The sequence below is a fragment of the Microbulbifer sp. CnH-101-G genome (assembly GCF_052466775.1).
The window spans coordinates 3,522,279-3,548,834 of the sequence record NZ_CP174292.1 but is presented as its reverse complement, the minus strand read 5'-3'; the positions used below and the strand labels follow the sequence as shown (position 1 = coordinate 3,548,834).

Below are 26,556 nucleotides of genomic sequence, written 5' to 3'. Positions count from 1 at the left end.
TCCTTACCGTTATCGCTTGGATAGGGTCTCAAGTCGGGTAGCCATCAAGTAGACCGATAGGTCATGTAAGATAAGAATAAGTTAAATGCGAATGAAGGAGTGGCCCAATGCCCTCAGCGTCTGTCGAAAGCCAGCTGAATCCGACCATATGTAGGCGGATGTTGATTGCCTATTTAATTGAACAGATTCCCCGCCCCAACAACCCGGTCCTAGAAGAGGCCACCGGGTGGCCGCGACGCACGGTACAGGACATTATTGCTAAGGGGTTGCCAGGCCACGGCACTCAAGTGGAATTTATTCAGGAGGGTGTTCGCCACAATGATGGCTATTACCTGCTCCGCGATTGGGGCTCCTTCGATCGCAACTGGGTAAAAAGCAACTTATCGGCGATTTGCCAGGTGCTAGGGGTCAACATCGACTAGGACCTGCTTGATGCTCAGTGTTTAGTGCCTAGTGTTTATAAAGTGCGGTAGGGCACTACTACTAAGGCACATAGGGCATACTGATTCCCATCTCACCGAAATCAGGGCAGACAAACGCATATTTGTAGAAGTCGCGCCGGCCAGAGGCCGGCGACGAAATCTAATTATTGGTTAATTGAGCAGATTAGCGATTGCAGTGAAATATTTTTACAGCGATTACTGCGGTTTTTGATTGTGACTCTGCTGCAGTATTTTATTGACCTTTTCCAGCAGAGCCGGGTTGGATTTAATGCTGCTGGCAATTTCCTGGTATTTACTCTTTGACAGCCCTGCCTTTTCAATAGCCGCGACCATTTTGCCCTGGGCCTCTTTATTGAGCGCTTCAGCCTCTTTGATATCGGCAGCGGCCTTAAGCTTGGGCGCATATTCCCGGCTCAGCATCACAATCGAGCGATAAGCATCGGCAAACTGCTTGAGCTGGGGCTCACTGAAGGATGCTTTTGGAGCTTCGGCCTGGGAGGATGGTGTCTGTGCGGAGGCAAGGGGCACTGTGAATAACAGAGCGAAAAGAGCGAGATACTTAAAAGGGAATTTCATCGGGCACTCCTGAAAGTTGGGGGGCGCTTTTGCTTCTCTAAAGAAAACACCCAGCCACACTGCTCAAGTGCCCAGGTGTTGCTACGGAATCCATTGGCAGTTGATGGCACTAGTGCAATCAACTCTGAGACATTAGTTTCAGGGTAGTCAGTTTCAGAGAGGCTGTGGCGCCAATCCCCGCCACCGCGGCAAATTTTATGGTGGTGGCTTGGGGCTAAAACAGGCCGAGGAATTTTCGGCGCTTTGGAAGTGACTGCTCACAGCGATTGAGTTGTTGTTGGTAACGCTGTGCTTTCGCAGAAACCTTGTGGGAAACCCTTTTAAGCCAGGCTTTGTTTTTAAAACTGCGCCGGTTAAAGCCCCCGTGCCCTTCGTGGTAGGCCAGGTAAAGGTGGTAGGCGTCGTTTGCGCGGATTTGGCATCGGCGCGCGCTGGTGTTGTTGTACCAGCCAACAAAATCGATGGCGTCGCCAAAATCATCTCTGTCCGCCCCATAGTTGAAGCTGGAGCGCTGGTATCCACGCCAGGTGCTACCCAGGGCCTGGGCGTAGCCATAGGCGTCTGAGGGCCTTGGGCCGGGGATAAAGCCGAGAATTTTGGTGCGCGGAGGGCGCGCATCGTGCACATAGCGCGATTCCTGGTGCAGTATGGCCATCATAACGGCCACAGGTGACCCCCATTTCTCCTCTGCGGCCTTGGCCTCCCGGTACCAGCTCTTCTTCTCACGGAAAATAGAGCAGACGTTATCCGGGTTACTGGGCGGGCTGGTGGTGCAGCCCGCGATCAGGGTTAAGGCGCCAAGCAGTGTGGCTAGCAGTTTCTTATTATTCTTTCCCATAGTTTCTTAGCATTACTGAGCGGTGACAGTTTTCACTCCGGTACTGGTGCCGAGCAGTAGCACATCGGCTGGGCGCATGGCAAAGATCCCGTTAGTGACCACGCCGGTGATATTGTTGATGGTATCTTCGAGATCTTTCGGCTGTTTGATCTTCAGGTTATACACATCCAAGATGGCGTTGCCATTATCGGTAATCACGCCCTGGCGGTAGACCGGATCTCCTCCCAGTTTGACCAACTCGCGGGCCACCAGCGATCGGGCCATGGGAATCACTTCCACTGGCAAGGGGAAGTTGCCCAGAGTTTCCACCCACTTGCTTTCATCGGCAATGCAGATGAATTCATCTGCGCAGGCAGCGACAATTTTTTCGCGGGTGAGAGCTGCACCACCGCCTTTGATAAGCTCCAGAGCGGGGTTTGTCTCATCGGCACCATCCACATAAAACTGCATGCCATCCACGCTGTTCAGTCCATACACTGGAATACCGTGGGCCTTGAGCCTTTGCGCGGAAGCTTCGGAGCTGGCTACGGCGCCGTCAAATTGGCCTTTGATCTCAGCCAGGTAGTCAATAAAGAAATTGGCCGTGGAGCCAGTGCCGATGCCGACGATGGAGTCGGGCTCCAGGCGCGGGGAAATATAGTCGATGGCGGCGCGGGCGGTGGCCTGTTTCAGTTCATCCTGGGTCATAGGCTGGATAGTTTCCTTTGCAATTATTTCTGCTTTATTTGTTTCTTTCGATAAAAAAAAGCGCAATATATCTAAAAAAATGGCAATAATGCTGATCAAGAATTAGACTGGCCTGCCGGTGTTGCGCATGCGGCGGTTGCCTTACCGCCCGCTCCTGCTACTACGCTTGCCTGAGTCGCGCACAGAAATTAACCGCAACGGCAGTTGATACAGCCATGCCCAAGTCCTATATCAAGCGCATTTTAGACGCGCGCATTTACGATGTCGCCACCGAGACGCCCCTGGAGCCGATGCGTCAGTTGTCGCACCGCCTGGGAAACCGGATTCTGCTCAAACGGGAAGACCTGCAGCCGGTATTTTCCTTCAAGATTCGCGGCGCCTATAACAAGCTGCTGCAATTGCCCCAGGAGCAGCGCGCGCGCGGCGTGATAGCCGCTTCTGCGGGCAATCACGCCCAGGGCCTGGCAATGGGAGCCGCGCAACTGGGGGTGCGTGCGACGATTGTGATGCCAAAGACCACTCCCCAAATTAAGGTCAACGCCGTTCGCATGCGCGGTGCCGAAGTGGTGTTGCACGGGGATACCTTTGATGAGGCTGCCAGCCGCGCCCAGCAGCTGGTGCAGGAACGCGATCTGGTGTTTGTACATCCCTATGATGATCCAGATGTGATCGCGGGCCAGGGCACTGTGGCTATGGAGCTATTGCGCCAGCATTCCGGTAATCTCGAGGCGGTTTTCATCCCCGTCGGTGGCGGCGGGCTCGCCGCAGGTATGGCTGCTTATATTAAATATGTGAGGCCGGAAACCCGGGTCTATGCCGTGGAACCCGAGGAGGCCGCCTGCCTCAAAGCAGCCCTGGACAGCGGTGAGCGCGTACGCTTGCCGCAAGTGGGGTTATTTGCCGATGGGGTTGCCGTGGCGCAAATTGGTGAGGAGACCTTCCGTGTTTTGCGCGAAACGGTGGATGGCGTGATCACCGTAAGCACCGATGAAATCTGTGCGGCGATCAAGGATATTTTTGAGGACACCCGCTCAATTGCCGAACCAGCCGGGGCCGTTGGCCTGGCCGGTTTAAAAAAATACGCAGAAGAAAGTGGCGGCCGCAATGCGGCACTTGCGACGGTGTGTAGTGGCGCTAATATCAATTTCGACCGGCTGCGCTATATCAGTGAACGCACAGAAATTGGCGAGAAGCGCGAGGCGGTATTGGCTGTGCGTATCGAAGAGCGACCGGGTAGCTACCTGCGCTTCTGTCGCGACCTCGGGGACCGCGCGATAACCGAGTTTAATTACCGTTATGCCGGGGATGGCGAGGCGCATATTTTTGTTGGTCTGCAGGTGTCTGCCGGCAGTGATCGCAGCCAACTGGTTAAACGGCTGGAGAGCAAAGGTTATAGCGTGACAGATCTCACCGATAATGAAATGGCGAAATTACATATTCGTCATTTGGTCGGTGGGCGGGTTCCAGGCCTGCGTCACGAGGTTGTCTACCGCTTTGAGTTTCCGGAGCGCCCCGGTGCGCTGCGCAAGTTTCTCGAGCAATTAGCGGGCCGCTGGAATATCACCCTGTTCCATTATCGGAATCACGGTGCCGCTTATGGCAGGGTTCTTGCGGGTCTGCAGGTAGAGCCCTCCGAACGTGAGCAGTTGTTGGATCTGCTGGAGCAATTACAGTTTCCTTTTTGGGATGAAACTGAAAACCCCGCTTACCGCTTTTTCCTGGGTAACTGAACTCGACCGAGGAGCTTGCTGAGTAAGATGTCTCAGCAAGTTTTCCTCCCGTAGACCAGCGCATTAGTTTTGTCGAACTTCCTTGTGCAAAAATGCGACAAAAAACGCAGAAAATATTCAACAAACGGTTACTATTCCGACGATTGTTGAGTATCTTCTTTTGTCGTGGAACTTTTGCTATAGCTTTGGTCTTAAGCGAAGTGAAACGCATATAACAAAAAAATTGATCGTACAGGATGGTCCCAATGAAAGCCGATGCGCTGACAATCGCTGTGGTTGTCTTTGTCGCGGGCGTTCTGCTGAGCACTAGTGGTTTTACCGAGGTGTTTGCCTCGGAAAAGGAACCGCCAGCGGCTCTGCAACAGGGAGTGGTTACCCGTTAGGCTGATGCCGGGGGGCGCTCTGCCCGAGCACAAACAAAAAAGGCCGGATACCTTGGGTGTCCGGCCTTTTTTGTTCTCTGTGTCGTAATTGAGTTATCCGGGTGAAGGTTGGGCGAGGGGCGCCTGGTTATTTCCTTTGCATCGATTAGCGACAGCGATAAATACGCTGTTCTGTCACCACCATATCGAGGGGGATATCCCAGTTATCTGTCGGCAGTTGTTCCACACACTGCAATTGGTGGGCGGCGCCAATTAGCTGTGGACCGCTTCCGGGCAACAGCTGTTTATGTTCGAAAGTGCGATCGTAAAACCCTGCCCCCATACCCAGGCGAGCGCCATTGGGGTCGAAGGCCACCAAGGGCACAAGCACTAGGTCCAATAGCCCCGCGGCACGACTGGGGCTTCGCACTGGCTCGGGAATATCGAACCGGTTGCGAAAAGGTAGTGGGCCGCCATTCCACTGCTTAAAACCTAGATGCGGATGCGGTTCCACTGGTAATACTGGTAAGTAAAAGTATTTCTCGGGAAAGCGTTGTAACAACGGGCGGATATCCAGCTCACCATCCATTGGCCAGTAGATCCCAATATGGCGGGCGCGCTTCATCTGTGGAATCCGGCTCAAGAGTGTGATTGCCGCGCGTCCGTGCAAGCGTTGCTGATAGGCGCTGAGCTGCCTTCGCCCTGCACGCATACGCCGGCGCAGTTGCGTTTTATTTTCGCTCATCAATTGGGGGAGTACTGGAAAAGAAATGGGAACCCCGAGTATGCGGCTGTAGACGGAGCCTTGAACCGTAAGGTTCAAGGTGGCGGTCTCCGGAGTACATAAGGCTTTCCGCTGCATGGCGGACCTGCGCACCAGCACCCGCTGGAAACCACCAGGGTAAGATTATCGGCTCAAGGACATAGTCTGCTGGCCAACACCCCAGGGTATGTACCAATTATAACTTGTTGAAAGGGGGGCTGTTAACCGCAAATTCTGATGTTTTGCCTCGCTACCCTAAAAGAGTTATGACTGTCCCTTACTCTCTGGGTCGGTATCACTCAAGGCGCCTTGTACCTTGTTCTGCAACCGCTCTAAAATTTCTTTCTGTAGCGGGATGCTGCTCAATTCCGCTTTCGCCTGAATCAGCTCGTGGGCAATATTGAGTGCGGCCATTACTGCGATACGCTCTGCGCCGATGACGCTGCCAGTACTGCGGATTCGAGACATGCGCTCATTGAGTAATTGTGCGGAAGCCAACAGTCCAGCGCGCTCACTGTCGGCACAGGCAACACGGTACTCTTTGCCGAGAATAGAAACAGTGACGGTTTCAGAAGTTAATGCAGTGTCAGCCATTAGGATTCTTGCGTTAGCCCTTTGAGACGATTAATCATGGCTTCGACCCGCGAGCGGGCGGCCTCATTATTTTTAATTAAGCGCTGGCGTTCGCGCAGCCAATCGGCTTCCTGCCGGCGCAGTTCACGATTGTCATTGGCCAGCTGTTGGCAGCGGGCGATCAGTGAATCTACGGTGCTTTCTAACGCTTGCAGCTTATCCATATTTCCTGCGTTTGAGGTCTACGTCTGGGTTCGCAACACGACAGACTGCGAGGGATTCCGCTACTATATTGCCGGCGAAATGGTGGGTCAATCGCTCCACTTGCGCGAACAATCACAAAATTGTGCCGAGGACCCAGTTCTCAGGCCTGTTGCTGCCACCGCAGCGCATCGAATCCATTCCGATTAAGAAAAACTGTGCGGTAAACATGACTTCAGAAAACAACCGATTTGAGCAGCTCGCAAACGCCATCCTCTCCGCTGGTGGCCAGGTGGACCCCAGCGAGTTACACGGCTTTACCTGTGGTGTGTTGGCTGCCGGGGCCGAACCGGATAAAAAGCGCTGGCAGAAAGAATTGGCGGAGTTACTCGATTTGGAGGCGATGCCAGCGGATCTGGATCGGGATTTGCTGCAATTGGCAGAGGAAAGCCACAAGCAACTGGGCGGCTCGGATTTTTCTTTCCAGCTGGTCCTCTGTGATGACGAAGATATTGTCAGCCGAGCCCTGGCCTTGGGGCACTGGTGTGAGGGTTTTCTGCACGGATTTGGCGTTGGCAGTGTCAAGGTGAAGCTGCAGCCCACCAGTGAGGAAGCGCTCAAAGATATCGGTGCCATCTCACAGGTGGATGCCGATCATGTTGAAGAGAGTGAGGAAACCGAACAGCAATTAATTGAACTGCAGGAATATGTGCGGGTTGCGGTGCTCAATATTTTTACCGAAGTGCGTGGTAGCCACTCCGGCAATGGCCCCACCGTTCACTGATGAACCACAGCGAACGCGCAAAAGATCCAGTGATTAGCATGGCGGAGTATGCCCGCCGCCGCGACCACTTAATGGCTGAGCTGGCCCCAAATAGCCTGGCGATTATCTCCTCGGCCGGGGAGCAGCTGCGCTCCCGTGATACCTTCTTCCCGTTTCGGCAGGATAGCGACTTTCTCTATCTAACCGGCTTTGAGGAGCCGGAATCCTTACTGGTGCTTTTACCCGGCCGCAGTCAGGGAGACACTCTGCTGATTTGTCGCGAGCGCGATGCGGAAAAAGAGCTTTGGGAGGGGCCGCGCTTGGGGCCCGAGCGCGCCGTGGCGCAATTTGGTCTTTCGGATGCTTTTCCCATCGGCGATCTCGACGATATCCTGCCCGGATTGCTGGAAGGGCGAGAGCGTATTTACTTCCCCATGGGGCGCTATGCCCATCTGGATCGACGCTTGCGGGCTTACCTACAGGCGATTGAGGAGGCGCCTTCCAGCAATGGCGCGCCGGAAATGGTGGATCTGGATTATCAGCTGCGCGAGCTGCGCCTGATAAAGAGCGAGCGGGAGTTGGATTTGCTGGCCCGCGCCGGTGAGATTAGTGCTGCGGCACATCGCTGCGCCATGGCGCGCTGCCAGCCGGGACTCTATGAATACCAGTTGGAGGCGACACTCTTACACAGCTTTATGGACGCTGGTGCGCGGGAAACTGCCTACCCGACAATCGTCGGCAGTGGTCACAATGCGCTTATCATGCACTACTGCAGCAACAAGGCGCGGATGCGTGATGGCGACCTGGTGTTGGTGGATGCGGGCTGTGAATACCAGGGCTATGTCGCCGATATCACCCGAACCTACCCCGTCAATGGCCGCTTTAGCGGCGCGCAAAAGGCAGTGTATGAAATCGTCCTGGCGGCGCAGGCCGCGGCGATGGAGCAGGTATGTGTGGGCAATCACTGGGATCAGCCACATGTGGCCAGCGTTGAAGTGATCGCACGCGGCTTGCTGGACTTGGGATTGCTCCAAGGGGACTTGCGCGAACTGATAGATTCAGGCGCTTACCAACGCTTTTATATGCACCGCGTCGGGCACTGGCTGGGAATGGATGTCCACGATGTGGGCGATTACCGGGTGCAAGGGGCCTGGCGGCAACTGGAAGCGGGCATGGTGATGACCATAGAGCCTGGTATTTATATTCCGGCAAACGATGAGCGGATACCTTCCGAATTTCGCGGTATGGGGATTCGCATCGAGGATGATGTCGCGCTTACTGCCGATGGGGTGAGAGTGCTTTCTGAGGCCGTACCAAAAACCGTGGCCGACATTGAATACACCATGCGCCACGGGCGGGATTTACTGACCCGTTAATGTATTTCGAGATTTTATTTTTCTGTGTGCAAAGTTATTGCGGGCACTGGGTAGGGGGGAGACTTTTATGAGTGAGCGGCTAGAGCGGGTGGATGTGGCTATTGTCGGTGGCGGCATGGCTGGGGCCAGCCTGGCACTGATGCTGGCACATTATTGCCCTCACCTCAGTGTCCGGTTGCTGGAACAGAGATCTCTGCCCGATGCCTCTGCCAGCGTGCAATTACCCAGCTTTGATACCCGAGCCACCGCGATTGCTGCTGGTAGCTTGCAGCTTTTCCAGCAGCTGGGTCTATGGCCTGCCCTGCAGGAATACAGCGCGCCAATAAGACGTATCCAGGTGAGTGACCGGGGCCATGCCTTTGGTACCGCTCTCTCGGCTGGCGCTCAGAAGCAGGCCAGCTTTGCCGGGATGCTAGGGGCTGTCATCGAAAATGCGGCTCTGGGGCCCATCCTGCACAATGCTTTGAATGACACCCCGGTCAGGCTTCTCTCTCCAGCCCGGGTAACTTCGGTGCGCATGGATAGTGAAGGCGCTCACTTGTGCTGGACCGGCGCGGATGGCGGCTCCGAACAGTTACTGAACTGTGGCCTTCTGGTCGTCGCCGATGGAGTGGATTCATCTCTTTGCAAACAGCTGGGGATGGAAATTGACACAGTAAATTACCAGCAGCGGGCATTGGTCACTACTGTTGCTCTACAGCGGGACCACGATGGCGTTGCCTATGAGCGTTTCACCCCCGCAGGTCCGATGGCGCTGTTGCCTCTGCCCCGGCGTGAGGGGGTACACCGCGCTGCGTTGGTTTGGGCCTGTGCCGAAGAGGAGGCGGATGCGGTCTGTGCACTGCCTGAACAGGAGCGCTTAAAACGACTGCAGCAGCAATTTGGATGGCGCGCCGGTCGATTTGTCAGGACGGGTGCCTTACAGGGCTACCCGCTCAGTCTGTCTCTGGCCCGTGAGCAGTGGCGGCGCAATCTAGTGCTGTTGGGTAATTGCGCACACTTCCTGCACCCGGTGGCGGGTCAGGGATTCAATCTGACCCTGCGCGATTGCTATGCCCTGGCCCAGGCACTGGCGCGACCGCAGGTAGAGTCCGGCACCGTGGGGCAGTTGGAGTGCCTGGCAGCCTATGGGGAAAACCGCAGGCTCGACCAGCAGTTAACAGTGGGTTTCAGTGACCGGATTCCGGCATTGTTTTCCTCGGCCAACTCTTTTCAACAAGTGGTGCGTCAAATGGGGATGCTTGGTCTTACACTGGTACCGCCACTGCGACAGCAGTTTGCCGGACAGGCCGCAGGGTTTGGGCTTTAGTTCTGGACCTGAAATGGTTGGGTACTTTTACTTCATGGCCTTCATTATCGGGATTGGCACTAAGTTGGGCATAACAGTGGAAATGGCTAGATATGAATAGACACCGTTTGGATTTTGCCATCGTCGGTGCGGGAATGGTGGGTATGGCTCAGGCTGCACTACTCGCTGTGCGCCATCCGAAGATGCGCCTGGCGCTGTTGGAGGCCTCTCCCGAGAGCACAGTGCAGCTGTCCGATAATTATGAGCCGCGGGTTGTGGCACTTACTCAGGCGTCTCGTGAACTACTCGAAGAGGTTGGAGCCTGGGAAGAAATCTCCGCGCAACGAGCCTGCCCCTATGTGGAAATGCGGGTTTGGGATGCCGATGGTACGGGCTCGGTGCGCTTCAATAGCCGCGATGTGCAGTTACCCAATTTAGGACACATCGTCGAGAACAATATTATCGTCGCCGCCCTGCGCGCGCGGCTTGGGGCGTTACCCAATGTAGAGCTGGTTAATGGCTTTCGCCTGGAAAGCTGGTGGCGCGATTGTGGTCTCTGGCACTTACAGCCGCGCGGTGAGCAGTCCGACGGGGTCGAAGGTCTGCGGGAGCAGGCAGAAATCGTGCAAACTCGCCTGCTGATCGGTGCAGATGGCGCCCGCTCCAAGGTCCGCGATTTATTGCGTATCCGTTGCCAGGAAACCGATTATCACCAGACCGCCCTGGTCTGTGTGGCCCGCTGTGAGAAGTCCCATCGACACACTGCCTGGCAGCGGTTCATGCAAAGCGGCCCCCTGGCCTTCTTACCCCTGGCTGGCCTTGGCGATGATAACCACTGCGCTGTGGTCTGGTCGGCGGATAATGCTCTCGCAAGCGAACTGCTCATGTTGGACGACCAGGCATTTGCCCTCAATCTTGAAAAGGCTATTGAGGGTCGCCTCGGCAAAGTGGAGTCCGTCAGTGAACGTTTCTCCTTCCCCTTACGTGCGCGACATGCAGAGCGCTATCGCGGGCCCGGCGCGGTGCTGGTTGGAGATGCCGCTCACAGCATTCACCCACTGGCGGGGCAGGGGGTAAACCTGGGCTTCCAGGATGTGCGTGTCCTCACCGATGAAATAGACCGCGCACTGTCCCGCGGTTTGGAACCGGCACACGCCTCGGTCTTGGCGCGTTACGAGCGCCGCCGCCGTGGCGACAATGCCGCTACATTGAAGGCCATGAGCACCTTCAAATCCTTGTTCGGTGCCGGCGAGCTGCATTGGCGCTGGTTGCGCAATACCGGCTTGAGCATGGTGGACGCCAGCCCCATGTTAAAGAAACGTATCATCATGCGCGCTATGGCGGTTTAGTGTGGACTTACCTTAAATTGCCCATCGCTCAGCTTGAAATTGACCGATGGCCATAAAAATAAAGCCCGCAACACATATCTGAAATAGCCGGAAATAGTTGCCAATAAAGGTTTCCCGAATTGAGTCAGTGGATTTCTATTTATAGCTTCCCTCTATCCAAGGATCTCGGTGCGCTTGCGCGGTTTATTCAGCGCTACCAATTACCTCTACGTATCACCGAGGAAAAAAATCAGCAGCTACTACTCTGCCCGGATGCAGGTTTGGCGGAAATGCTTAAGCCTCTATTGCAACGCTGGGATTCTGGAGAGCTGGATCTCGATCAAGTGCAAATGCAGCGGATTGAAGACGGGGTGCCCGTTAGCGAAGCAACACAGGTCTCTGCGGCAGCAACTGACTCCCAGGCTGGTGATACTGAAGGTAATCCCAATAAAAAAAATGGCGATGCAGTATCTGTATTACCGAGCTTTCCCCTGGATACGACTCCCATCAGTCTTTTGTTGATAGCCCTGTGTTTTTTTGGCTGGTTTCTGCAGGTAAATAATTTAAGCAGTGGTCTGATGATTTATCCCGATCAGGGCGGTGGGGACACTTTTTCAGAATCCTCACTGGCTTGGCATTTAGGGCAGGGGCAGTGGTGGCGATTATTCACTCCGGCAATTGTGCATTTTTCCCTGCCCCACGCGCTGTTTAATGCCCTGGGCATCTGGATTCTCGGCAGGCCAATAGAGGCTCGCGGAGGAAGTTTTTTATTTATCGTGCTGGTATTACTCGGTGCCCTCGCCTCCAACCTGGCCCAGTATTTTTGGCAGCCTGGAGTAAAGTTCGGAGGTATATCCGGCGTCATATATGCCCTGGTGGGTTTCGCTCTGGTTTTACAGCGCTTCCAGCCTCTTTGGCGGGATATACCAATAGAGATCTCCATCGTATTTTTGGCTTGGATACTAGTGGGAATCCTGGGTATTGTGACTTTGCTATTTGGGGTGGCGATTTCTAATGCGGGCCATATTGGCGGGCTACTCAGTGGTCTGATAATTGCCCTTGTGTACTGTGCCCTGGGAGGCGCCCGGAGATTTGCCCCAACCTAGGCATTTCGAAATGATTCAGATATTCCTGGGATAGCTTGGATCTTGCGAGGATGGTGAGCCTCAATGGAACAGTTGGATATTGTACGAATACCAATATTTCCCCTGGGCATGATTAATGCCCACCTGATTTTAGGCTCAGACAGCAAAATATTGGTGGACTCCGGGGTGCCTGGCTCCGAGGAAAAAATAGGACGATCTCTGTCGCGGCTGGGGCTCTCCTTTAAAGATATTGATCTGATTGTTGTTACCCATGCACATGCAGATCACGCTGGCAGTGCCGGAAAACTGCAGCAATTATGTGCCGCTCCAATCCTTGCCCATCGGGGAGACCTGGCCTATTTTCAGCAGGAAAAGGCGATGACCTATTGTGCTACCGGCTGGTTTGGCCGGTTGCTGCTGAAATCGGGAATGCCGCTGCGCCCCTACGATCAATTTACTCCGGATATTCTGCTTAAAGACCAGGAGGTTTTTGACCTTTCTGAATTCGGAATAAGCGGTGTTGTTTTCTCAACACCGGGTCATACCCAAGGCTCTATATCTATCACCCTCAGCGTCAAGCGCGCACTGGTTGGTGACCTGGTGGCTTCGGGAATCTTCCTCGGTGGCATTATGCTGACCGGCAGGGCGCGCCAGCCTCCTTTTGAGGAAAACCCTGTGGAAGTCGCCAGGCAGTTACTTCATTTGCTCGATAAGGGGCACGAGACCTTTTACCTGGGGCATGGAGGGCCTCTGCCAGCACGGGAGGTGAGACGCTACGCAGAGCGGATATTGGGTGAAGGGAAAGTGGGATAACCCTTTTCTTATAAAGCTTACTCTTCCCGCAACTTAATAAAACTGGAGTCCGCTCAGATTTCACGCATCCAGATAGATTTTTGTTTGGGACTATTACCTGATTTTAGACTTGTTGTCTCACCGACAGTGCGCAAGAATTCAGCTCTAATTCTGCTGTAACCAGGGACATATGTTTCTCTTAATTACCTATATTTTTATCGCTCTCGGCTTTTCCTTTTTGTGTTCGATTGCCGAGTCGGTCATTCTCAGTGTCACCACGCCCTATGTGAGGCTGCTTGAGCGGGAAGGGCATAAGGCGGGACCTCTGCTGCGCAAGCTAAAGGGGGACATTAATGCGCCCCTGGCTGCGATTCTTACCCTGAATACCATTGCCCATACCGCGGGTGCCGCTGGCGCCGGTGCCCAGGCCGCAGCGGTTTTCGGCAATCAGTATCTGGGCATTGCCTCCGCAATCCTCACGTTATTGATTTTGGTTTTCTCCGAAATTATTCCTAAGACCCTGGGGGCGGTTTACTGGCGCCAACTGGCTCCATTTACCGCTTATGCGCTGCGCGGACTGGTGTGGTTCCTCTATCCCTTCGTGAAGATGTCCGAGTGGCTGACACGGGGCTTATCGCACGGCCCCACCCTCACGGGCTTCAGCCGCGATGAGTTTGCGATTATGGCGGAGATCGGGGAGGCCGAGGGTCAGCTGGAGCAGCGCGAGTCCAGCATTCTGCGCAACCTGTTTTTTACCTTGCGCGATCACTCGGTGCGCGAGGTGATGACGCCGCGCACCGTAGTTTTCTCCCTGCCTGAAGATGCCACCCTGGCCGAGGTTTACGAAGAGGCAGAGAGGGGGCGCTTTTCCCGTATCCCGGTATATGAAAACCGCGATCAGGACTGCGTGGTGGGTTTTGTGCTCAAGCAGGAACTTCTGCTCGCCTACGCCAAAGGGGAGGGCGATCGCAAACTTTCTGAGTTTCGCCGCGAAATGCTGATGTTGCCGGAGACGGCGACCATCTATCAGGCGTTCCAGAAAATGCTGTCGCGTCGGGTACAGATCAGTGCGGTGTTGGATGAATATGGCGGCTTGGAGGGGGTACTCACCCTGGAAGATCTTCTCGAGACATTGCTCGGCGAGGAGATTGTCGATGAAGCGGATAAAACCCCCGATCGCCAGGAGTTGGCCAAACGCCTGTGGCGCTGGCGCTCAAAGAGGCATGGGCTCAAGGTGGATGAGTCGGCCCAGCAGGAGCAGGATACAGAGGAAGCTGGAGAAGGGGAGGAAGGCCGCGAAGGTCGACAGGGGCGCGAGGAGTGAATTCAGCGCTTCCTGGGTCGCACTTTTATACCGCCGCTAGCCCCGGCGGAATCTTTGACGGTCACCGGCATGCTGCACAGGTTTTGATTCCGGTGGCTGCTAGGCTTCTGTGCAGATATGTCGCAGTGCATAGCCCGCTGGCAAGGCCTGTACCCAAGCCGCTAGAATACGCCGCTTCGGAACCTGACGGACTGAGAATTTAAAATGGGAAACAGAACGCCTCTGTATGACACACATGTCGCTATGGGCGGCAAAATGGTGGATTTCGGTGGATGGGATATGCCGCTGCACTATGGTTCGCAGCTGGATGAGCACAATAAGGTGCGCACCGATGCGGGGATGTTTGATGTCTCCCACATGACCGTGGTCGATGTCGATGGCGCGGGTGCCCGCGACTACCTGCGTTACCTGCTGGCCAACGATGTGGCCAAGCTCGACGGCAATCCCGGCAAGGCACTTTACACCGGCATGCTGAATGAAAAGGGCGGTGTCATCGACGACCTGATCGTATATCTGCGCGATCCCGGTTACCGAGTAGTAGTGAACTGCGCAACCCGTGAGAAAGATCTGGCCTGGATGAATAAGCAGGCGGAATCTTTTGAGGTGACGCTCACCGAGCGCCCCCAGTTGGCGATGATTGCCATTCAAGGTCCCAATGCCCTCAGCAAGACCAAAGAAGTTCTTGGCATCGACTGGACTGCAGCGATCGATGCGTTGAAAGTGTTCCAGAGCGTGGCCCGCGGCGAATGGTTTGTGGCGCGTACTGGTTACACCGGCGAGGACGGCCTGGAAATTATGCTGCCCGGCGAAGACGCCAGCGGTTTCTGGCGCGCTTTGGACGAGGCCGGTGTTGCACCTTGCGGCCTGGGCGCACGCGATACTCTGCGCCTTGAGGCGGGTATGAATCTTTACGGCCATGAAATGGACGAGGAGACCTCTCCTCTCATCGCCAATATGGCCTGGACTGTCGCTTGGGCGCCGGAGAGCCGCAACTTTATCGGCCGTGCGGCACTGGAAGAAGAGAAGGCCAAGGGCATCGAACATAAGCTGGTCGGCCTGGTTCTGGAGGAGCGCGGCGTCCTGCGCGGCGGGCAGTATGTGATGGTAGACGGTAGCGACGAGCGCGGTATCATCACCAGCGGAACCTTCTCGCCAACCCTGGGTTACTCCATCGCCCTGGCGCGGGTACCGGCCAGTGTCGGCGATACCGCCGAAGTGGAAATCCGCAAGAAACTGCAGCCGGTCAAGGTGGTTAAGCCCTGCTTTGTGCGCAACGGCAAATCGGTTATTTAAGCGTCGCACCAAAGGTGTAGGCGCCATTAAGACAATATATTCAGATGCTTAATCAAGGGATCACAGCATGAGCGAAATCCGCAACGAATTGAAATACCTCTCCAGCCACGAGTGGGCGCGATTGGAAGAGGACGGCACTGTTACTATCGGCATCAGTGACCATGCCCAGGACGCACTGGGTGACGTGGTCTATGTTGAAACGCCTGAAGTAGGCAGCACTTTGGCTGCCGGCGACGAAGCCGGTGTGGTTGAGTCTGTTAAGGCTGCCAGCGATATCTACTCCCCGGTATCCGGTGAGGTCGTAGAGGTGAATGAAACTCTGGAAGAGTCTCCAGAAACCGTAAACTCCTCTCCTTACGACGATGGCTGGTTCTTCCGCATTAAGCCCAGCGATGTGAGCGAGCTGGATAATATGCTGGATGCCGATACCTATCGCTCGGAGTCTGAGGACTAATTCCTCAAGCTCGATGAGTAAAAAAACCGCTGCCATTCGCAGCGGTTTTTTGTTTTTGGTGGGAAGTTATTCGGCGCTCACCGGGTGAAGAATGCCTTTCAGGCCGATCTTATGCAGAAACGCGCCCACAGTGTGTTCGATTTCTTCTGCACACTGCATCTGGATCACCTGTTGCAGAAGTAACTTGGTGTCCGCCTGGCGTACCGCACGCAAGGTTGCCTTTACCCGCGGTAGATTGGTGGCGTTCATTGAAAGCATGTCGTAGCCCATGGCCACCAACAGTAAGGCGCCGCCTGGCTCTCCGGCCAGTTCTCCACAGATGCCGACTCTGGTGCCCTCGGCGTGTGCGGTACTGACAATCTCCTGCAGGGCGCGCAATACTGCGGGATGCAGGGCGTGGTAAATATTGGCAACGCGACTGTTATTGCGATCCACAGCCAGTAGGTACTGGGTCAGGTCGTTGCTGCCCACCGAGATAAAGTCGGCCCGCTCGGCCAGTTCGCGAATTTGGTAGATGGCCGAGGGTACCTCCACCATGACCCCGAGCGGTGGCATCTCAATTTCATAATCTTCCTCCAGGAGTTCCCGGTAGGCCCGCTCAATCAGTTTGCGTGCGGCTTCGAGTTCATTGAGTCCGCTGATCATTGGAAGCATGATGCGCAAGTTGTCGAGCCCCTGGCTGGCCTTCATCATGGCGCGGACCTGTGCCAGGAAGATTTCCGGGTGGTCTAGGGTTACGCGAATACCGCGCCAGCCAAGGAAAGGGTTGGTCTCCTCAATGGGAAAGTACGCCAGTGCTTTGTCGCCGCCCACATCGAGGGTGCGCATGGTGACTGGCATGGGGGCGAAGGCTTCCAATTGTTCCCGGTAGATTTCCCGCTGTTCCTCTTCGGAGGGAAAACGGTCGCGCAAGAGAAAGGGGACTTCGGTGCGGAATAGGCCGACGCCTTCGGCACCGCGCTCGAGAGAGCGAGTGACATCGGCCATCAGCCCGGTATTGACCAGCAGCCGCACACGGTGCCCATCAGCGGTCTCAGCAGGCAGTTCGGCCAGATGATCCAGACTGTGGGCGAGTTGCTCCTCCTCTGCGACTATCTCATCGTAACGGCGCTTAAGTTCAGTGCCGGGATGGATATGCAGGTCACCGCGGTAGCCGTCCACCACCATATCGACGCCGTCGATAGTCTCATAGGGCAGATCCTGCACACCCATGATTGCCGGCAGCCCCATGGCTCGGGCGATGATGGCCATATGGCTGTTGGAGGAACCCTTTACAGAAACAGCCCCGATCAGTTTCTCTCGCGGCACCTCGGCCAACACCGCGGCGGTGAGTTCCTCTCCCACCAAAATGGTGTTATCCGGGTAGTCGCGCTCGCTGTTTTGTTGCTGGTGCAAGTGCATAAGGACTCGCGCACCTAAGTCGCGGACATCGGCGGCGCGGTCGCGGAAATAGGAGTCGGACATGGCCTCAAAGCGGCGCACATGTTCGAGCATGACCTCGGCCCAGGCCCTGGGTGCGCTCAGCTGCTGCTGGATGCGATCACAAACTTCGACGGCGAGAGAGTTATCGTCGAGCATGCTGATATAGGCATCGAAGAGCGCGCGCTCTTCGCGGTTGAGCTCGTCCTTGAGACGTTCGCCCACCTCGCGGATCTCTTCCCTGGCGGAAGTGAGTGCCTGTCGGAAAAGGATTAATTCCTCTTCGATATCGAGGCACAGGGAGTAGGGCACCGTGGCCAGATTGGCCTGGGGGGTCACGATATGGGCGCGTCCGATTGCAACGCCGGGGGACGCAGCGATACCAGAAAAATGGGTTTCCTGGCGCTGACGGCGGATGGTGGCCAGCATGCCGGTGGCCTCGGCATGGGCAATGACTCCGGCAAGCTGGGCCGAAAGGGTAACCAAAAACGCCTCTTCCCCTTCGTCAAAGCGGCGCTGCTCCTCCTGCTGGACGACCAAGACACCGAGCACCGCGCGGTGGTGGATAATCGGTGTGCCGAGAAATGCGCTAAAGCGCTCTTCGCCAGTGGAGGGAAAATATTGGAAGGCGGGGTGCGCTTCGGCCTTTTCCAGGTTGATAGGCTCTTCGCGTGTTACTACGTTGCCTACCAGGCCCTCTCCCGGTGCCAGGGATACTTGCCCCACGGCGCTGGGAAGCAGGCCGTCGGTGGCCATCAGGACGTAATTGCCGGTTTCCTTGTCGCGCAGATATACGGAGCAGACGCGTGTGTGCATCACTTCGCGCACGCGCCGCACAATGATCTCAAGCACCGCAGGCAGGTCCCTGGCGGAGTTAACTTCCTGAACGATACTGCGCAAAGATCCGAGCAATGGCCTTTCCTCGCCAGTCAACGGAGAATATTACTGGCTCAGGAAAGCCTGAAGCCGGGTGGTACCGGAGCGCAGCGGGCACTTAGGGGTTATTCGCCCCGATCGCGCAACCAGCGTCTCTCCAGCTGAATTTGTTGTTGGGCCAGCTCGGCCAACGCGCGCCGGTAAACCTCGCGTTTAAAAGTCACCACCTTACTGAGCGGGTGCCAATAGCTCACCCAACGCCAGTGGTCAAACTCGGGCTTATAGCCATTATCAAAGCTGATGCAGGACTCTTCGGCCTCTAGTTTTAGTAAAAACCACTTTTGTTTCTGGCCGATGCAAAGGGGTTCAGAGCGCCGGCGTATTAGGCGCTGTGGCAGGCGATAGCGCAGCCAGCCACGAGTACAGGCAATAAGGCTGACCTGATCGCGTGTAAGTCCGATTTCTTCGTATAGCTCCCTATATAGTGCCTGTTCAGGAGTTTCGCCTGGATTAATACCACCCTGGGGAAATTGCCAGGCGTCCTTGCCACCTACCCGCCTAGCCCACAGTGCCTGACCGCGGGCATTCAGCACAATGATACCGACATTGGGGCGGAAACCCTCTGCGTCTATATTGCTGCTGTTGTCGCCACCCTGTCCCCGGTTGCGATTGCTGCCGCTGGGGGTGTCGGTGCGATTTGACTGCTTGGCAGGCCTACGGCGGTTTCTTCGCCCGGCAGGTGCCGGTTTGCCGTCGCCCAAAATACCGTCCTCAATACTGTTGTGTGCTGCCGTGCGCTGCACTTACTTGTCCCGCATTGTTCCACAGAGGTGGGTTTACAGCAATTCAGTGACGCAGTCCGTGTGATGTGGGAAAGTGCGCGGTAAAATCGACCGCCACTGTAGCGGTGGTTGCTTTACCCTGGCGGTGAAATAGCCTTTGCGAATCTATAGTTTACGGGGGAGTTGGCGATGCACTTGGCAATTTTTGATCTCGACAACACGCTTATTGGCGGCGACAGCGATCACGCCTGGGGTGAATTCCTGGTGGAGCGAGAGCATGTGGATAGCGAACACTACCGCTTGAGCAACGATCGCTTTTATCAGGATTACCAGAAGGGTGAGTTGGATATCTTTGCCTACCTGGAGTTCGCTCTGGAGCCCCTGTCGCAAATCTCCCGCGGTCAGCTGGAAAACTTGCAAAGTGAGTTTATGCAGGAGGTGATCAGCGAGTTGTGGCTGCCGGCGGCACACGAACTTATTGGGGAACACCGCCGCAAGGGCCACCACATCATGATTATTACCGCCACCAATCGCTTTGTGGTGGAGCCGATTGCCGCACGCCTGGGAGTGGATACCCTGCTGGCGACTGAGCCTGAGGAATATGAGGGCCATTTTACTGGTCGCGTTGTGGGAGAGCCCTGTTACCAGGCCGGCAAGGTGTTGCGTCTGCGCCAATGGCTGGGGCAAAACCCCGAGTTCGCGGGCAGAGAGAAATGGTTTTACAGCGACTCCATCAACGATTTGCCACTGCTGACCGAGGTCGAACACCCGGTAGCGGTCGACCCCGATGCCCGCTTACGCGCCGAGGCCCAAGCGCGAGGTTGGCCGATTATCAGCCTGCGCGATCAGGGCTGAATGAAGGTTTTGGCCAAATGAAAACTGCGGCCTTGGAACAGATGAAAAGAGGAATTGAGTGAAAGGATATTGCCTTCGGACTATGACCACAGCCCTGCTGCTGTGCGTACTGGCTTTCATAAATGGCTGTGAACAGAGAACCCCTCAGCCACTGAAGGAAGAACAGCGGGCCCCGGTGACTCAGCAGGTTGATGAAAAGGCGGCCTCGGATCTCTCCCTGGCAATTTGGCAGGCGGGGCAGGCCCAGGTGTTACATGCTCATGCTTCAGTGGAAACCCTGCAGAGGGCGGTGGAAGCTCTGCTGGTACAGCCCAATGAAGATCAATTGGAGGAGGCCAGGCTCGCCTGGCTGGATGCGCACCGAGAGTTCGCGGCAACTCTGCCCTATATTCAGCTGGCTTTTTCTCCCTCAGACCTGCGCGGTCAGGGGCGCAAGCTGCTGTTGGCACTGGATAGCTGGCCCGCCCAGCCCGGTTATCTGGACACCGTGCCCGGTTATTCCGATAGCGGCATCGTCAATGACACCGCGATTGAACTGACTCTGGCAAATCTGCGCAAACAACACCGCCTCACCGCACATGAAGAGGCGAGCACTGGTTTTCATGCGCTCGAAGTAATGCTCTGGGGCCCCACCAGCGAGAGAATGGCGGAAGACTTTGTCGCGGTCAGTGAGGGTGAGAAGCCCGAGGCCCTGGCTGCCAACCGCCGCCGCGAGCTGACTAGCCTGATCGCCAAGGGTATTGAAGAGGATATGGCTGGACTGGCGCGCCGCTGGCCCACTTCGGCCAACAACCTGTCCCGCGAGTACCTGGCGCTGGGCCCGGTAGCTCGATTGCAACAGATTCGCTCGGCGCATACCCAGGTTATCGATGAGCAGCTTTTGCGCCGTCTTCCCGAGGGTTCCGAGAGCGACGTGGAAAGTGGTCGCGCGGCGGATTCCAAGCAGGCCCTGCTGGCAATTATGGCAACCCTGCAGTCCAACTGGATTCCCACCGGGGGTGGCGGTTTGGCGGAAGTGTTACTCGACCGACACCAGGTCAATGCTCTGGAGGAGACCTTTTCGGACTTTGAAGCCCTGCTCTTGAAGATGGAAGATCCGTTCGAGCTGGCGGAGCTGGGGCAATTGGCGAAGGCGCGCAAATTACTGGAGCGGATGGCGGGTTTAATGACCGGTACCACAGAGGTGCCGGTATCGAAAAAGGACGTGATGCCGGTTTCGCTACCGGCAACGGAAGACTGATTTATACGAAAAACCCCGGCAAAAGCCGGGGTTTTTCGTAAGATATCTGCAGTCTTACCAGCGACGTACAGGACCCGTGTCCACGTGGACGAAGTTGCTCTTCGGATAGTAGCCGACTCCGCCCGCCTTTAGGTTCAATGCCGCCTGTCTTAGTTTTGACAGAGGGACACCGGGCATCCGGATATCCAAGGCCATACCGCGCGTATGATAACTACGCTTGGCAACACCCCGACCAGCAGCGCGTAATTTCGCATTGGTCTTGGGCGATCGGTACCCGGAGATAATCTCGATGGTACCGCTGTAATTGAACTTTTCCTTCAGCTTATACACGATATCAAACAGCTTCGGGTCCATACGAGTCACTTCGTTGGCGCGGTGGTCCCGCAGTAGCTTGTTGAACTTTTTCAAGCCACCACTGCTGTAATTCCCGTTGCTCCAGTAGGCGGCCTCCAGCTTCTCCCCTGTGTGCAGGTTACGCATCTTCAGGGTGCGGGAGCTACCTACTTTCGCGAAAGTCGGCCCGGCGCTGACCGCCGCCGCAGTTGCGCAGGTCACTGCCAGGAATCGACGTCTGGATGGATTCTTCATAATTCCGCCTCGTCGTTAAATCTCTTCGGTGTGCCCTTGAGTGGGCGCATCCGGGTACGGCGGAAAATGTACAAAAAATAACCATTTGTTACAAATTGTGACCTGCTAATTAGGAAATATTTGAAAATTCGGCTGGTAAATTTTTCCCTGGCGGCTAGCTCTTTCGAAACGCTTGTCGCTAGTCACGAGAAGTGGGCACTAAAAACAAGAGACAGCGTTGTCATTAATAGATAAAGCGTAAAAAAACATTTTTTTTGCGACTGAATAGTTTTAAACGGTGTCTGAAGCGCTTTTAGGGGGCATCTTGGGGGGAAGCTATTGATCCTTGTGGTAGATATCCCGGCGGAATTGGGGGCGCCCTTCGGCGTCGATCCAGGCTGTCATGTATACGATAAAGAGTTTTGGGGCGGGCTTAATCGACACTCTCAGGGGTTCTGCGCCTGTTGCGGCCTCGGCGATGCGGGTCCTGTCCCAGCCCTGGGCTTGAAGGAGGCTATAGGCTAATTCCTCGGGCTGCTGTAGGCGCACACATCCGTGGCTAAAGGCTCTGTGGTGTTCGGTAAAAAGGCTCTGTGCCTGGGTGTCGTGCAGGAATATGGCTTGCTTGTTGGGGATGACAAATTTCACTTTGCCGAGCGTATTGTCCGGCCCACTGACCTGGCGCAGGGTTGCATGGCCACCGGCAGCCCGCTCCAGGCTCTCATCGGTGATAGGAGAGGTTTTGCCACCGCGATACTGGATAACTCGATAACCGCGGCGGTGCATGGCGGCCGGGTTGTGTCGCGCTTTGGGGAGCAGCTCTGTGATCAGAATGCTGCGTGGTACTGTCCAGGTGGGGTTGAAGACCACACTGGTGATGCGGGTGTGTAAATTGGGTGTGCGGCTGCTGTTTTTGCCCACTACGGTTTTCATGTCTAGTTTGATACGTCCATCTTCCACCAGCTGCAGGCGGTAATCGGGCACATTTACCAGTACATAGCGCTCTTCCTCTAGAGGAGGGAGCTTGTCCCAACGCAGTGCATTCCTCTCCATTTGCTCAGCTCTCTCGATGGGGGAAACCGACAGAGCTGCGAGGGTCGCCCCCTCTGCAATACCACTCGGAACGAGGCCGTGGCGACGTTGGAAGCGCTCGAGCGCTGACTGTAGTGCGCTATCGAAGCGCATCGGGTCCTTTTGCGGCGCGGAAACCGGACCGGGTTGGCCGCGGTAATCCCCGTAGAGCTCAAGCAGTTTACGAAGCTGCAGTACTCGCTCGCCTCGATCTCCGGCTTGCAGGGGCCCCCCTTGCGGAACCGGGCGCCAATATTTCGCTAGGGTTCGATAGTGTAGGGCCTCGCTGCGCAGCTGTTCTCCCATAAGGGCAATATTCAGGGCCGCGGTTTCCCTGGAAGTCTGGCCACTATTTATCGAGGCTGCAGAGGTTATGGCCACTATCAGCAGGGCGATTAGCCCTAGGTGACGAGGATACCAAGCCATTGTGAACTCCCAGCGGAGTGGTCATATTTAGCCACGGTTTGCTCCATTGCTGGCGTTGTCGCGGTTATAGATATCCGGGCGAAACTGCAGTTGGCCATTTTCATCCACCCAGGCGGTCCAATAGGCAATGTATACCGGCAGGGGATTTTTTAGCGCGACACCGTGAGTGCGGCCGCTCATCAGGGCGCGTTCAATGCGAGCATTGTTCCAGCGGTTCTGTTGAGCGAGCATCATGCGAGCGAATTTCAGGGGTTTTTCCAGGCGAATACAGCCGTGGCTGAAGGCGCGCTGGGACTTCTTGAACAGGTGCTTGCTGTTGGTGTCGTGTAGGAATATGGCGTGGCGGTTGGGGATCACAAACTTGACCCGCCCCAGAGCGTTTCCAGGTCCACCTTTTTGCTGCAGAGACACTTGGCCCCGGCGCACTGCGGCGACATTGCCACGGGTAAAGGGGACGGCTCGACCGCGGTGGTTGATTAAACGGTAACCCTTGGCGCTCAGTGCTGAACTGCCTTTGGGTAGTAACTCGCGCAATGCGATATTGGGGGGGACCCGCCACACGGGATTGAATTCCAAGCGTGTCATGCGCGTGGTCAACTGCGGAGTCTTGTGCTTGGGTTTCCCCACCACCACCTTCATTCGGAATTGCTCGCGCTCGTCCTCAATCAGACGCAGATTGAATTCGGGCACATTGACCACGATATAGCGCGGCCCCAGATCCTTGGGGAGCCTCTCCCAGCGTTCGATATTGGCGGAGAGTATGCGCACGAGTTTATTCGGGTTGGTATTGAGCCGGTTGCGGGTGCGCTCATCCACCAATGCGTCACCTTTCAGGCCGTGGCGGCGCTGAAAGCGGCGTACCGCCTCCTGGAGAGGTTTGTCGTAGACATCACCGGTATGCGCCTCCTTCGTGTTTTTATTGGAAAAGTCGCTGGGGCGGAAATCGCCGTAGAGCATCAGTAGGCTGCGCAACTGGGCTACTCGCGGCCCCCGGCTCCCCGGAGTAATCGGTTGTCCGGCGTCTAGCGGTCGCCATTGATCGTTCTGGGCCAGTGTCCGATAGCGAGCCAGCTCCTCGCTGAGAAGTGTGTACTGCCGGCCATAGGGGGAGAAAGGATCCCTTCCCGGTACCGGTAGATCCAGGTCGGTCTTTGTGTTCGCCGAGACTGGAGGGCTGTCGATGCTCAGCGCTATGGCCAGCATCAAAGCCATTGTGCCACCCTGGATTGATTTATTCAGCGAGAAGGAATGATTGCCTGCACCCATAAGTCACCCCAGTAAGCGAAGTCGGACCAAAGAGATTGATCGCACTGCTCACATTGGTAACTTGTGACTGGCGGGCCCTTAATAATATCGAGGAATGGTTTGCGGCTATACGCAGAGAGAAAAAGACTACAGGGAGTGGTTACTGGAGACTAAGGGCGGCCTTGAAGGCCGCCCCAGCGAACTCAAAATTGATTGTCGCTTAACCCATCCTTGCCGTAGATATCCGGCCGGAAATTCAGCCGGCCCTGCCCGTCCACCCAGGCGGTCCAGTAGGTGATATAGACCTTGACCAGGCGGAGCAAGTCGACCGCTGTGGTCTTTTCCCCAACCGTGAGCTGGTCTATGCGCCACTGGTCCCAGTCCCCCTGCGGGCGCAGGAGGGCTTCCGCCAGGTGGCGGGGTTTTTCCAGGCGGATGCAGCCGTGGCTGTAATCCCGGTCGGTCAGAGAAAAGAGGGTACGGGCGCGAGTGTCATGCAGGTAGACATCGTGCTTGTTGGGGATCTCGAATTTCACGCGCCCCAGGATGTTCTCCTCACCGCCCATCTGGCGTAATAAGTAGGAGCCTGCCCCGGCGGCTGACAGATTGCTGGGAGTCAGCGGTAGGTATTCCCCTCTGCCGCCGACAACCCGGTAACCCATTTTTTCCATGCCCGAGGGATCCTTGCGCGCCTTAGGCAAGAGTTCATTCACCAGGATACTGCGAGGCACTGTCCAGGTAGGGTTGAAAATCACCCTGCTGACACGGGTGGTGATTTCTGGAGTGGCGTGCTTCTTCTTGCCTACGACCACATTCATAGCCAGCTTCACCCGGTTGTTCTCCACATACTGGAGACGGTACGCGGGGATGTTGACCTGGATAAAGCGATCGCCGAGATTGGCAGGTAATTCTTCCCTGCGCTGGATGTTCATCTCGATAATTTTTGCCCGTGCTGTAGGGGAGAGGTTGAGCCGCTTACGGGTTCCGCGGCCCACGATGCCATCGGGTTTGAGGCCGTGACGTTTTTGAAAGCGCAGCACCGCTTCGTGAAGGCCCCGATCGAAGCGATTGGGATCGCTTCCGCCGTAGCTATAGCGACTCTGGTAGTCCCCATAGAGCGTTAGTAGTTCTCTCAGACGGGACACATGGGGATGGCGGGCACCCATCGTCATCACTGGTCCTGGAGGTATCGGGCGCCAACGGCCACTATCGGAGATCTTGCGCAGGCGTTCGAGCTCGTTCCTCAGAGCGTAGACATCACTGCCGTAAGGGGTATTTTCCTCGAAATAAGGTCCCTCGCTATTTTCTGAGCGGGTATCTGAGCGGGCAACAGTGTCCCTTTCTTGCGGATTGCTGTTGCGGCTCTGGTTGTAGTAAACCCTGCTGCCACTCCTGCGAGTACCTGAATTGCCACTATTGTCGCTGGCGGAGATGTAGCGAGTGCGTTGGCTGCGGGTGTCCGTGGATCTGGAGAGATTGCGCTCGTTATCGGTGTTGTAATCGCGGGAATAGTAACGGTTACGTGCTTTGCCGCCGATCATGCGCGCCCGATCATAGCCGCGGAAGTACTTGCGACCACTGGGCTCGCTGGATGCCTGCTGTGGGGCATTGCCGTAGGCCACATTGCTGACATTGCTATAGGCGACCATGCGAAACCCCTGATGCTCGCGCAGCACCGGCGTAATTCCCCGGCGCGGTCGACTTTTAGGGTTGATCCGGTCGAGCTGGGTATCCTGTGCATAGGAGACAAAGGCATCGGTCAGCAGGATGTCCAGCACTGCGGCCATCTTTAAGCGCTGGGGGGTGTCCCGCAAGGTGCGGTCAAAGTAGCCTAGGTGGTAGCGGTAATCCACCATGCTGCTGGGATTGCCGGAGCTGGCAGCAGTGAGCTGCTTGAGCAGATCATTGGCGCTGTCACTCAGGTTGTAGTTATCAAACCAGAGCAGGCGGTAGTTGGTACGCTGGTAAATCCTGCGCACTGCCGCGGGGTTAAAGATGGGGTCTTGGGCTGGCCAGGCGTCTGGATTCTCCTCCAGCCAGTGCACCAAATGTGGGCGTACCGCACTCTCCGGTAATACCGGCACCGTTTTCTGGTTGGCAGAAAAGGCGTAATAGAGGATAGAGACGCAGAGACTGCCGAGCATCAGCAGGGGCAGTAAGGGTTTGTGTTTACGCTGCTCTGGGTTGAAATAAGACATG

General features: G+C 56.0%; 26 protein-coding genes and 1 other RNA gene. 14 read left to right on the top strand and 13 right to left on the bottom strand.

What is annotated here, in order from left to right; genetic code table 11:
- Positions 1-107: 107 nt before the first annotated feature.
- A complete protein-coding gene (locus ACJJID_RS15685; protein ID WP_152455374.1) occupies positions 108-422 on the top strand; it encodes a helix-turn-helix domain-containing protein in 315 nt (104 codons plus the stop codon).
- A 216-nt stretch (positions 423-638) separates the two neighbouring features.
- Here ACJJID_RS15685 and ACJJID_RS15680 read toward each other — a convergent pair whose 3' ends face one another.
- From ACJJID_RS15680 to rpiA, 3 genes are all read right to left on the bottom strand, one after another.
- Entirely contained in the window at positions 639-1,019 is a 381-nt protein-coding gene (locus tag ACJJID_RS15680; RefSeq protein ID WP_444920284.1) for a DUF4168 domain-containing protein, read from the bottom strand.
- A gap of 214 nt (positions 1,020-1,233) precedes the next feature.
- On the bottom strand, positions 1,234-1,857 hold the full coding sequence (locus ACJJID_RS15675; protein ID WP_444920283.1) for a transglycosylase SLT domain-containing protein: 624 nt from the start codon (positions 1,855-1,857) through the stop codon (positions 1,234-1,236).
- 12 nt (positions 1,858-1,869) lie between these two features.
- Positions 1,870-2,544, bottom strand: coding sequence for a ribose-5-phosphate isomerase RpiA (gene rpiA / locus ACJJID_RS15670; protein WP_444920282.1), 675 nt, complete (start codon positions 2,542-2,544; stop codon positions 1,870-1,872).
- Positions 2,545-2,714: 170 nt separating this feature from the next.
- On the opposite strand from rpiA, the gene ilvA reads away from it, so the two are divergent.
- Positions 2,715-4,274 carry a threonine ammonia-lyase, biosynthetic gene (ilvA, locus tag ACJJID_RS15665; RefSeq protein WP_444922644.1) on the top strand — a complete coding sequence of 520 codons (1,560 nt, stop codon included), beginning with the start codon at positions 2,715-2,717 and terminating at the stop codon, positions 4,272-4,274.
- 245 nt (positions 4,275-4,519) lie between these two features.
- Entirely contained in the window at positions 4,520-4,657 is a 138-nt protein-coding gene (locus ACJJID_RS15660) for a hypothetical protein (RefSeq protein WP_444920281.1), read from the top strand.
- A gap of 145 nt (positions 4,658-4,802) precedes the next feature.
- Here ACJJID_RS15660 and ACJJID_RS15655 read toward each other — a convergent pair whose 3' ends face one another.
- From ACJJID_RS15655 to ACJJID_RS15640, 4 genes are all read right to left on the bottom strand, one after another.
- On the bottom strand, positions 4,803-5,381 hold the full coding sequence (locus ACJJID_RS15655; protein WP_444920280.1) for a 5-formyltetrahydrofolate cyclo-ligase: 579 nt from the start codon (positions 5,379-5,381) through the stop codon (positions 4,803-4,805).
- 27 nt (positions 5,382-5,408) lie between these two features.
- A non-coding RNA gene (gene ssrS, locus ACJJID_RS15650) (6S RNA) lies at positions 5,409-5,589 on the bottom strand.
- A 74-nt stretch (positions 5,590-5,663) separates the two neighbouring features.
- The gene (locus ACJJID_RS15645) at positions 5,664-5,993 is read right to left on the bottom strand and encodes a cell division protein ZapA (protein ID WP_152455365.1); all 330 of its coding nucleotides are present in this window, start codon (positions 5,991-5,993) and stop codon (positions 5,664-5,666) included.
- On the bottom strand, positions 5,993-6,196 hold the full coding sequence (locus ACJJID_RS15640; RefSeq protein WP_152455364.1) for a TIGR02449 family protein: 204 nt from the start codon (positions 6,194-6,196) through the stop codon (positions 5,993-5,995). Before ACJJID_RS15640 ends, ACJJID_RS15645 begins: the two co-directional genes overlap by 1 nt.
- Positions 6,197-6,318: 122 nt before the next feature.
- Between ACJJID_RS15640 and ACJJID_RS15635 the strand changes: the two genes are divergently transcribed.
- The 9 genes from ACJJID_RS15635 (at position 6,319) to gcvH (ending at position 15,876) form a co-directional block, all read left to right on the top strand.
- The gene (locus tag ACJJID_RS15635; protein WP_444920279.1) at positions 6,319-6,957 is read left to right on the top strand and encodes a UPF0149 family protein; all 639 of its coding nucleotides are present in this window, start codon (positions 6,319-6,321) and stop codon (positions 6,955-6,957) included.
- Positions 6,957-8,312 carry an aminopeptidase P N-terminal domain-containing protein gene (locus ACJJID_RS15630; RefSeq protein ID WP_444920278.1) on the top strand — a complete coding sequence of 452 codons (1,356 nt, stop codon included), beginning with the start codon at positions 6,957-6,959 and terminating at the stop codon, positions 8,310-8,312. The genes ACJJID_RS15635 and ACJJID_RS15630 overlap by 1 nt, the downstream gene beginning before the upstream one ends.
- Positions 8,313-8,379: 67 nt before the next feature.
- Complete coding sequence (gene ubiH / locus ACJJID_RS15625) at positions 8,380-9,621, top strand: 2-octaprenyl-6-methoxyphenyl hydroxylase (RefSeq protein ID WP_444920277.1); 1,242 nt, start codon at positions 8,380-8,382, stop codon at positions 9,619-9,621.
- A gap of 92 nt (positions 9,622-9,713) precedes the next feature.
- Entirely contained in the window at positions 9,714-10,949 is a 1,236-nt protein-coding gene (locus ACJJID_RS15620) for a UbiH/UbiF/VisC/COQ6 family ubiquinone biosynthesis hydroxylase (RefSeq protein ID WP_444920276.1), read from the top strand.
- Positions 10,950-11,068: 119 nt separating this feature from the next.
- Positions 11,069-12,034 carry a rhomboid family intramembrane serine protease gene (locus tag ACJJID_RS15615; RefSeq protein ID WP_444920275.1) on the top strand — a complete coding sequence of 322 codons (966 nt, stop codon included), beginning with the start codon at positions 11,069-11,071 and terminating at the stop codon, positions 12,032-12,034.
- A 63-nt stretch (positions 12,035-12,097) separates the two neighbouring features.
- Positions 12,098-12,826 (top strand): MBL fold metallo-hydrolase, encoded by a 729-nt coding sequence (locus ACJJID_RS15610; protein WP_444920274.1) that lies wholly within the window; start codon positions 12,098-12,100, stop codon positions 12,824-12,826.
- 169 nt (positions 12,827-12,995) lie between these two features.
- Positions 12,996-14,129, top strand: coding sequence for a CNNM domain-containing protein (locus ACJJID_RS15605; protein ID WP_444920273.1), 1,134 nt, complete (start codon positions 12,996-12,998; stop codon positions 14,127-14,129).
- Positions 14,130-14,333: 204 nt separating this feature from the next.
- The gene (gcvT, locus tag ACJJID_RS15600; RefSeq protein ID WP_444920272.1) at positions 14,334-15,422 is read left to right on the top strand and encodes a glycine cleavage system aminomethyltransferase GcvT; all 1,089 of its coding nucleotides are present in this window, start codon (positions 14,334-14,336) and stop codon (positions 15,420-15,422) included.
- A 67-nt stretch (positions 15,423-15,489) separates the two neighbouring features.
- Positions 15,490-15,876 (top strand): glycine cleavage system protein GcvH, encoded by a 387-nt coding sequence (gcvH, locus tag ACJJID_RS15595; RefSeq protein WP_152455352.1) that lies wholly within the window; start codon positions 15,490-15,492, stop codon positions 15,874-15,876.
- Between the two features lie 66 nt (positions 15,877-15,942).
- Here gcvH and ptsP read toward each other — a convergent pair whose 3' ends face one another.
- A complete protein-coding gene (gene ptsP / locus ACJJID_RS15590; protein WP_444920271.1) occupies positions 15,943-18,207 on the bottom strand; it encodes a phosphoenolpyruvate--protein phosphotransferase in 2,265 nt (754 codons plus the stop codon).
- Between the two features lie 89 nt (positions 18,208-18,296).
- A complete protein-coding gene (locus ACJJID_RS15585; RefSeq protein ID WP_172975506.1) occupies positions 18,297-18,803 on the bottom strand; it encodes an RNA pyrophosphohydrolase in 507 nt (168 codons plus the stop codon).
- 339 nt (positions 18,804-19,142) lie between these two features.
- On the opposite strand from ACJJID_RS15585, the gene ACJJID_RS15580 reads away from it, so the two are divergent.
- Positions 19,143-19,808 (top strand): HAD family hydrolase, encoded by a 666-nt coding sequence (locus tag ACJJID_RS15580; protein WP_444920270.1) that lies wholly within the window; start codon positions 19,143-19,145, stop codon positions 19,806-19,808.
- A gap of 82 nt (positions 19,809-19,890) precedes the next feature.
- A complete protein-coding gene (locus ACJJID_RS15575; RefSeq protein WP_444920269.1) occupies positions 19,891-21,048 on the top strand; it encodes an imelysin family protein in 1,158 nt (385 codons plus the stop codon).
- A 54-nt stretch (positions 21,049-21,102) separates the two neighbouring features.
- On the opposite strand, the gene ACJJID_RS15570 is transcribed toward ACJJID_RS15575, so the two are convergent.
- The 4 genes from ACJJID_RS15570 to ACJJID_RS15555 form a co-directional block, all read right to left on the bottom strand.
- On the bottom strand, positions 21,103-21,603 hold the full coding sequence (locus ACJJID_RS15570; protein WP_444922643.1) for a DUF882 domain-containing protein: 501 nt from the start codon (positions 21,601-21,603) through the stop codon (positions 21,103-21,105).
- Between the two features lie 348 nt (positions 21,604-21,951).
- Positions 21,952-23,112, bottom strand: coding sequence for a L,D-transpeptidase family protein (locus tag ACJJID_RS15565; RefSeq protein WP_444920268.1), 1,161 nt, complete (start codon positions 23,110-23,112; stop codon positions 21,952-21,954).
- A gap of 27 nt (positions 23,113-23,139) precedes the next feature.
- The gene (locus tag ACJJID_RS15560; RefSeq protein WP_444920267.1) at positions 23,140-24,378 is read right to left on the bottom strand and encodes a L,D-transpeptidase family protein; all 1,239 of its coding nucleotides are present in this window, start codon (positions 24,376-24,378) and stop codon (positions 23,140-23,142) included.
- Between the two features lie 182 nt (positions 24,379-24,560).
- Positions 24,561-26,555 carry a L,D-transpeptidase family protein gene (locus ACJJID_RS15555; protein WP_444920266.1) on the bottom strand — a complete coding sequence of 665 codons (1,995 nt, stop codon included), beginning with the start codon at positions 26,553-26,555 and terminating at the stop codon, positions 24,561-24,563.
- Position 26,556: the final 1 nt, after the last annotated feature.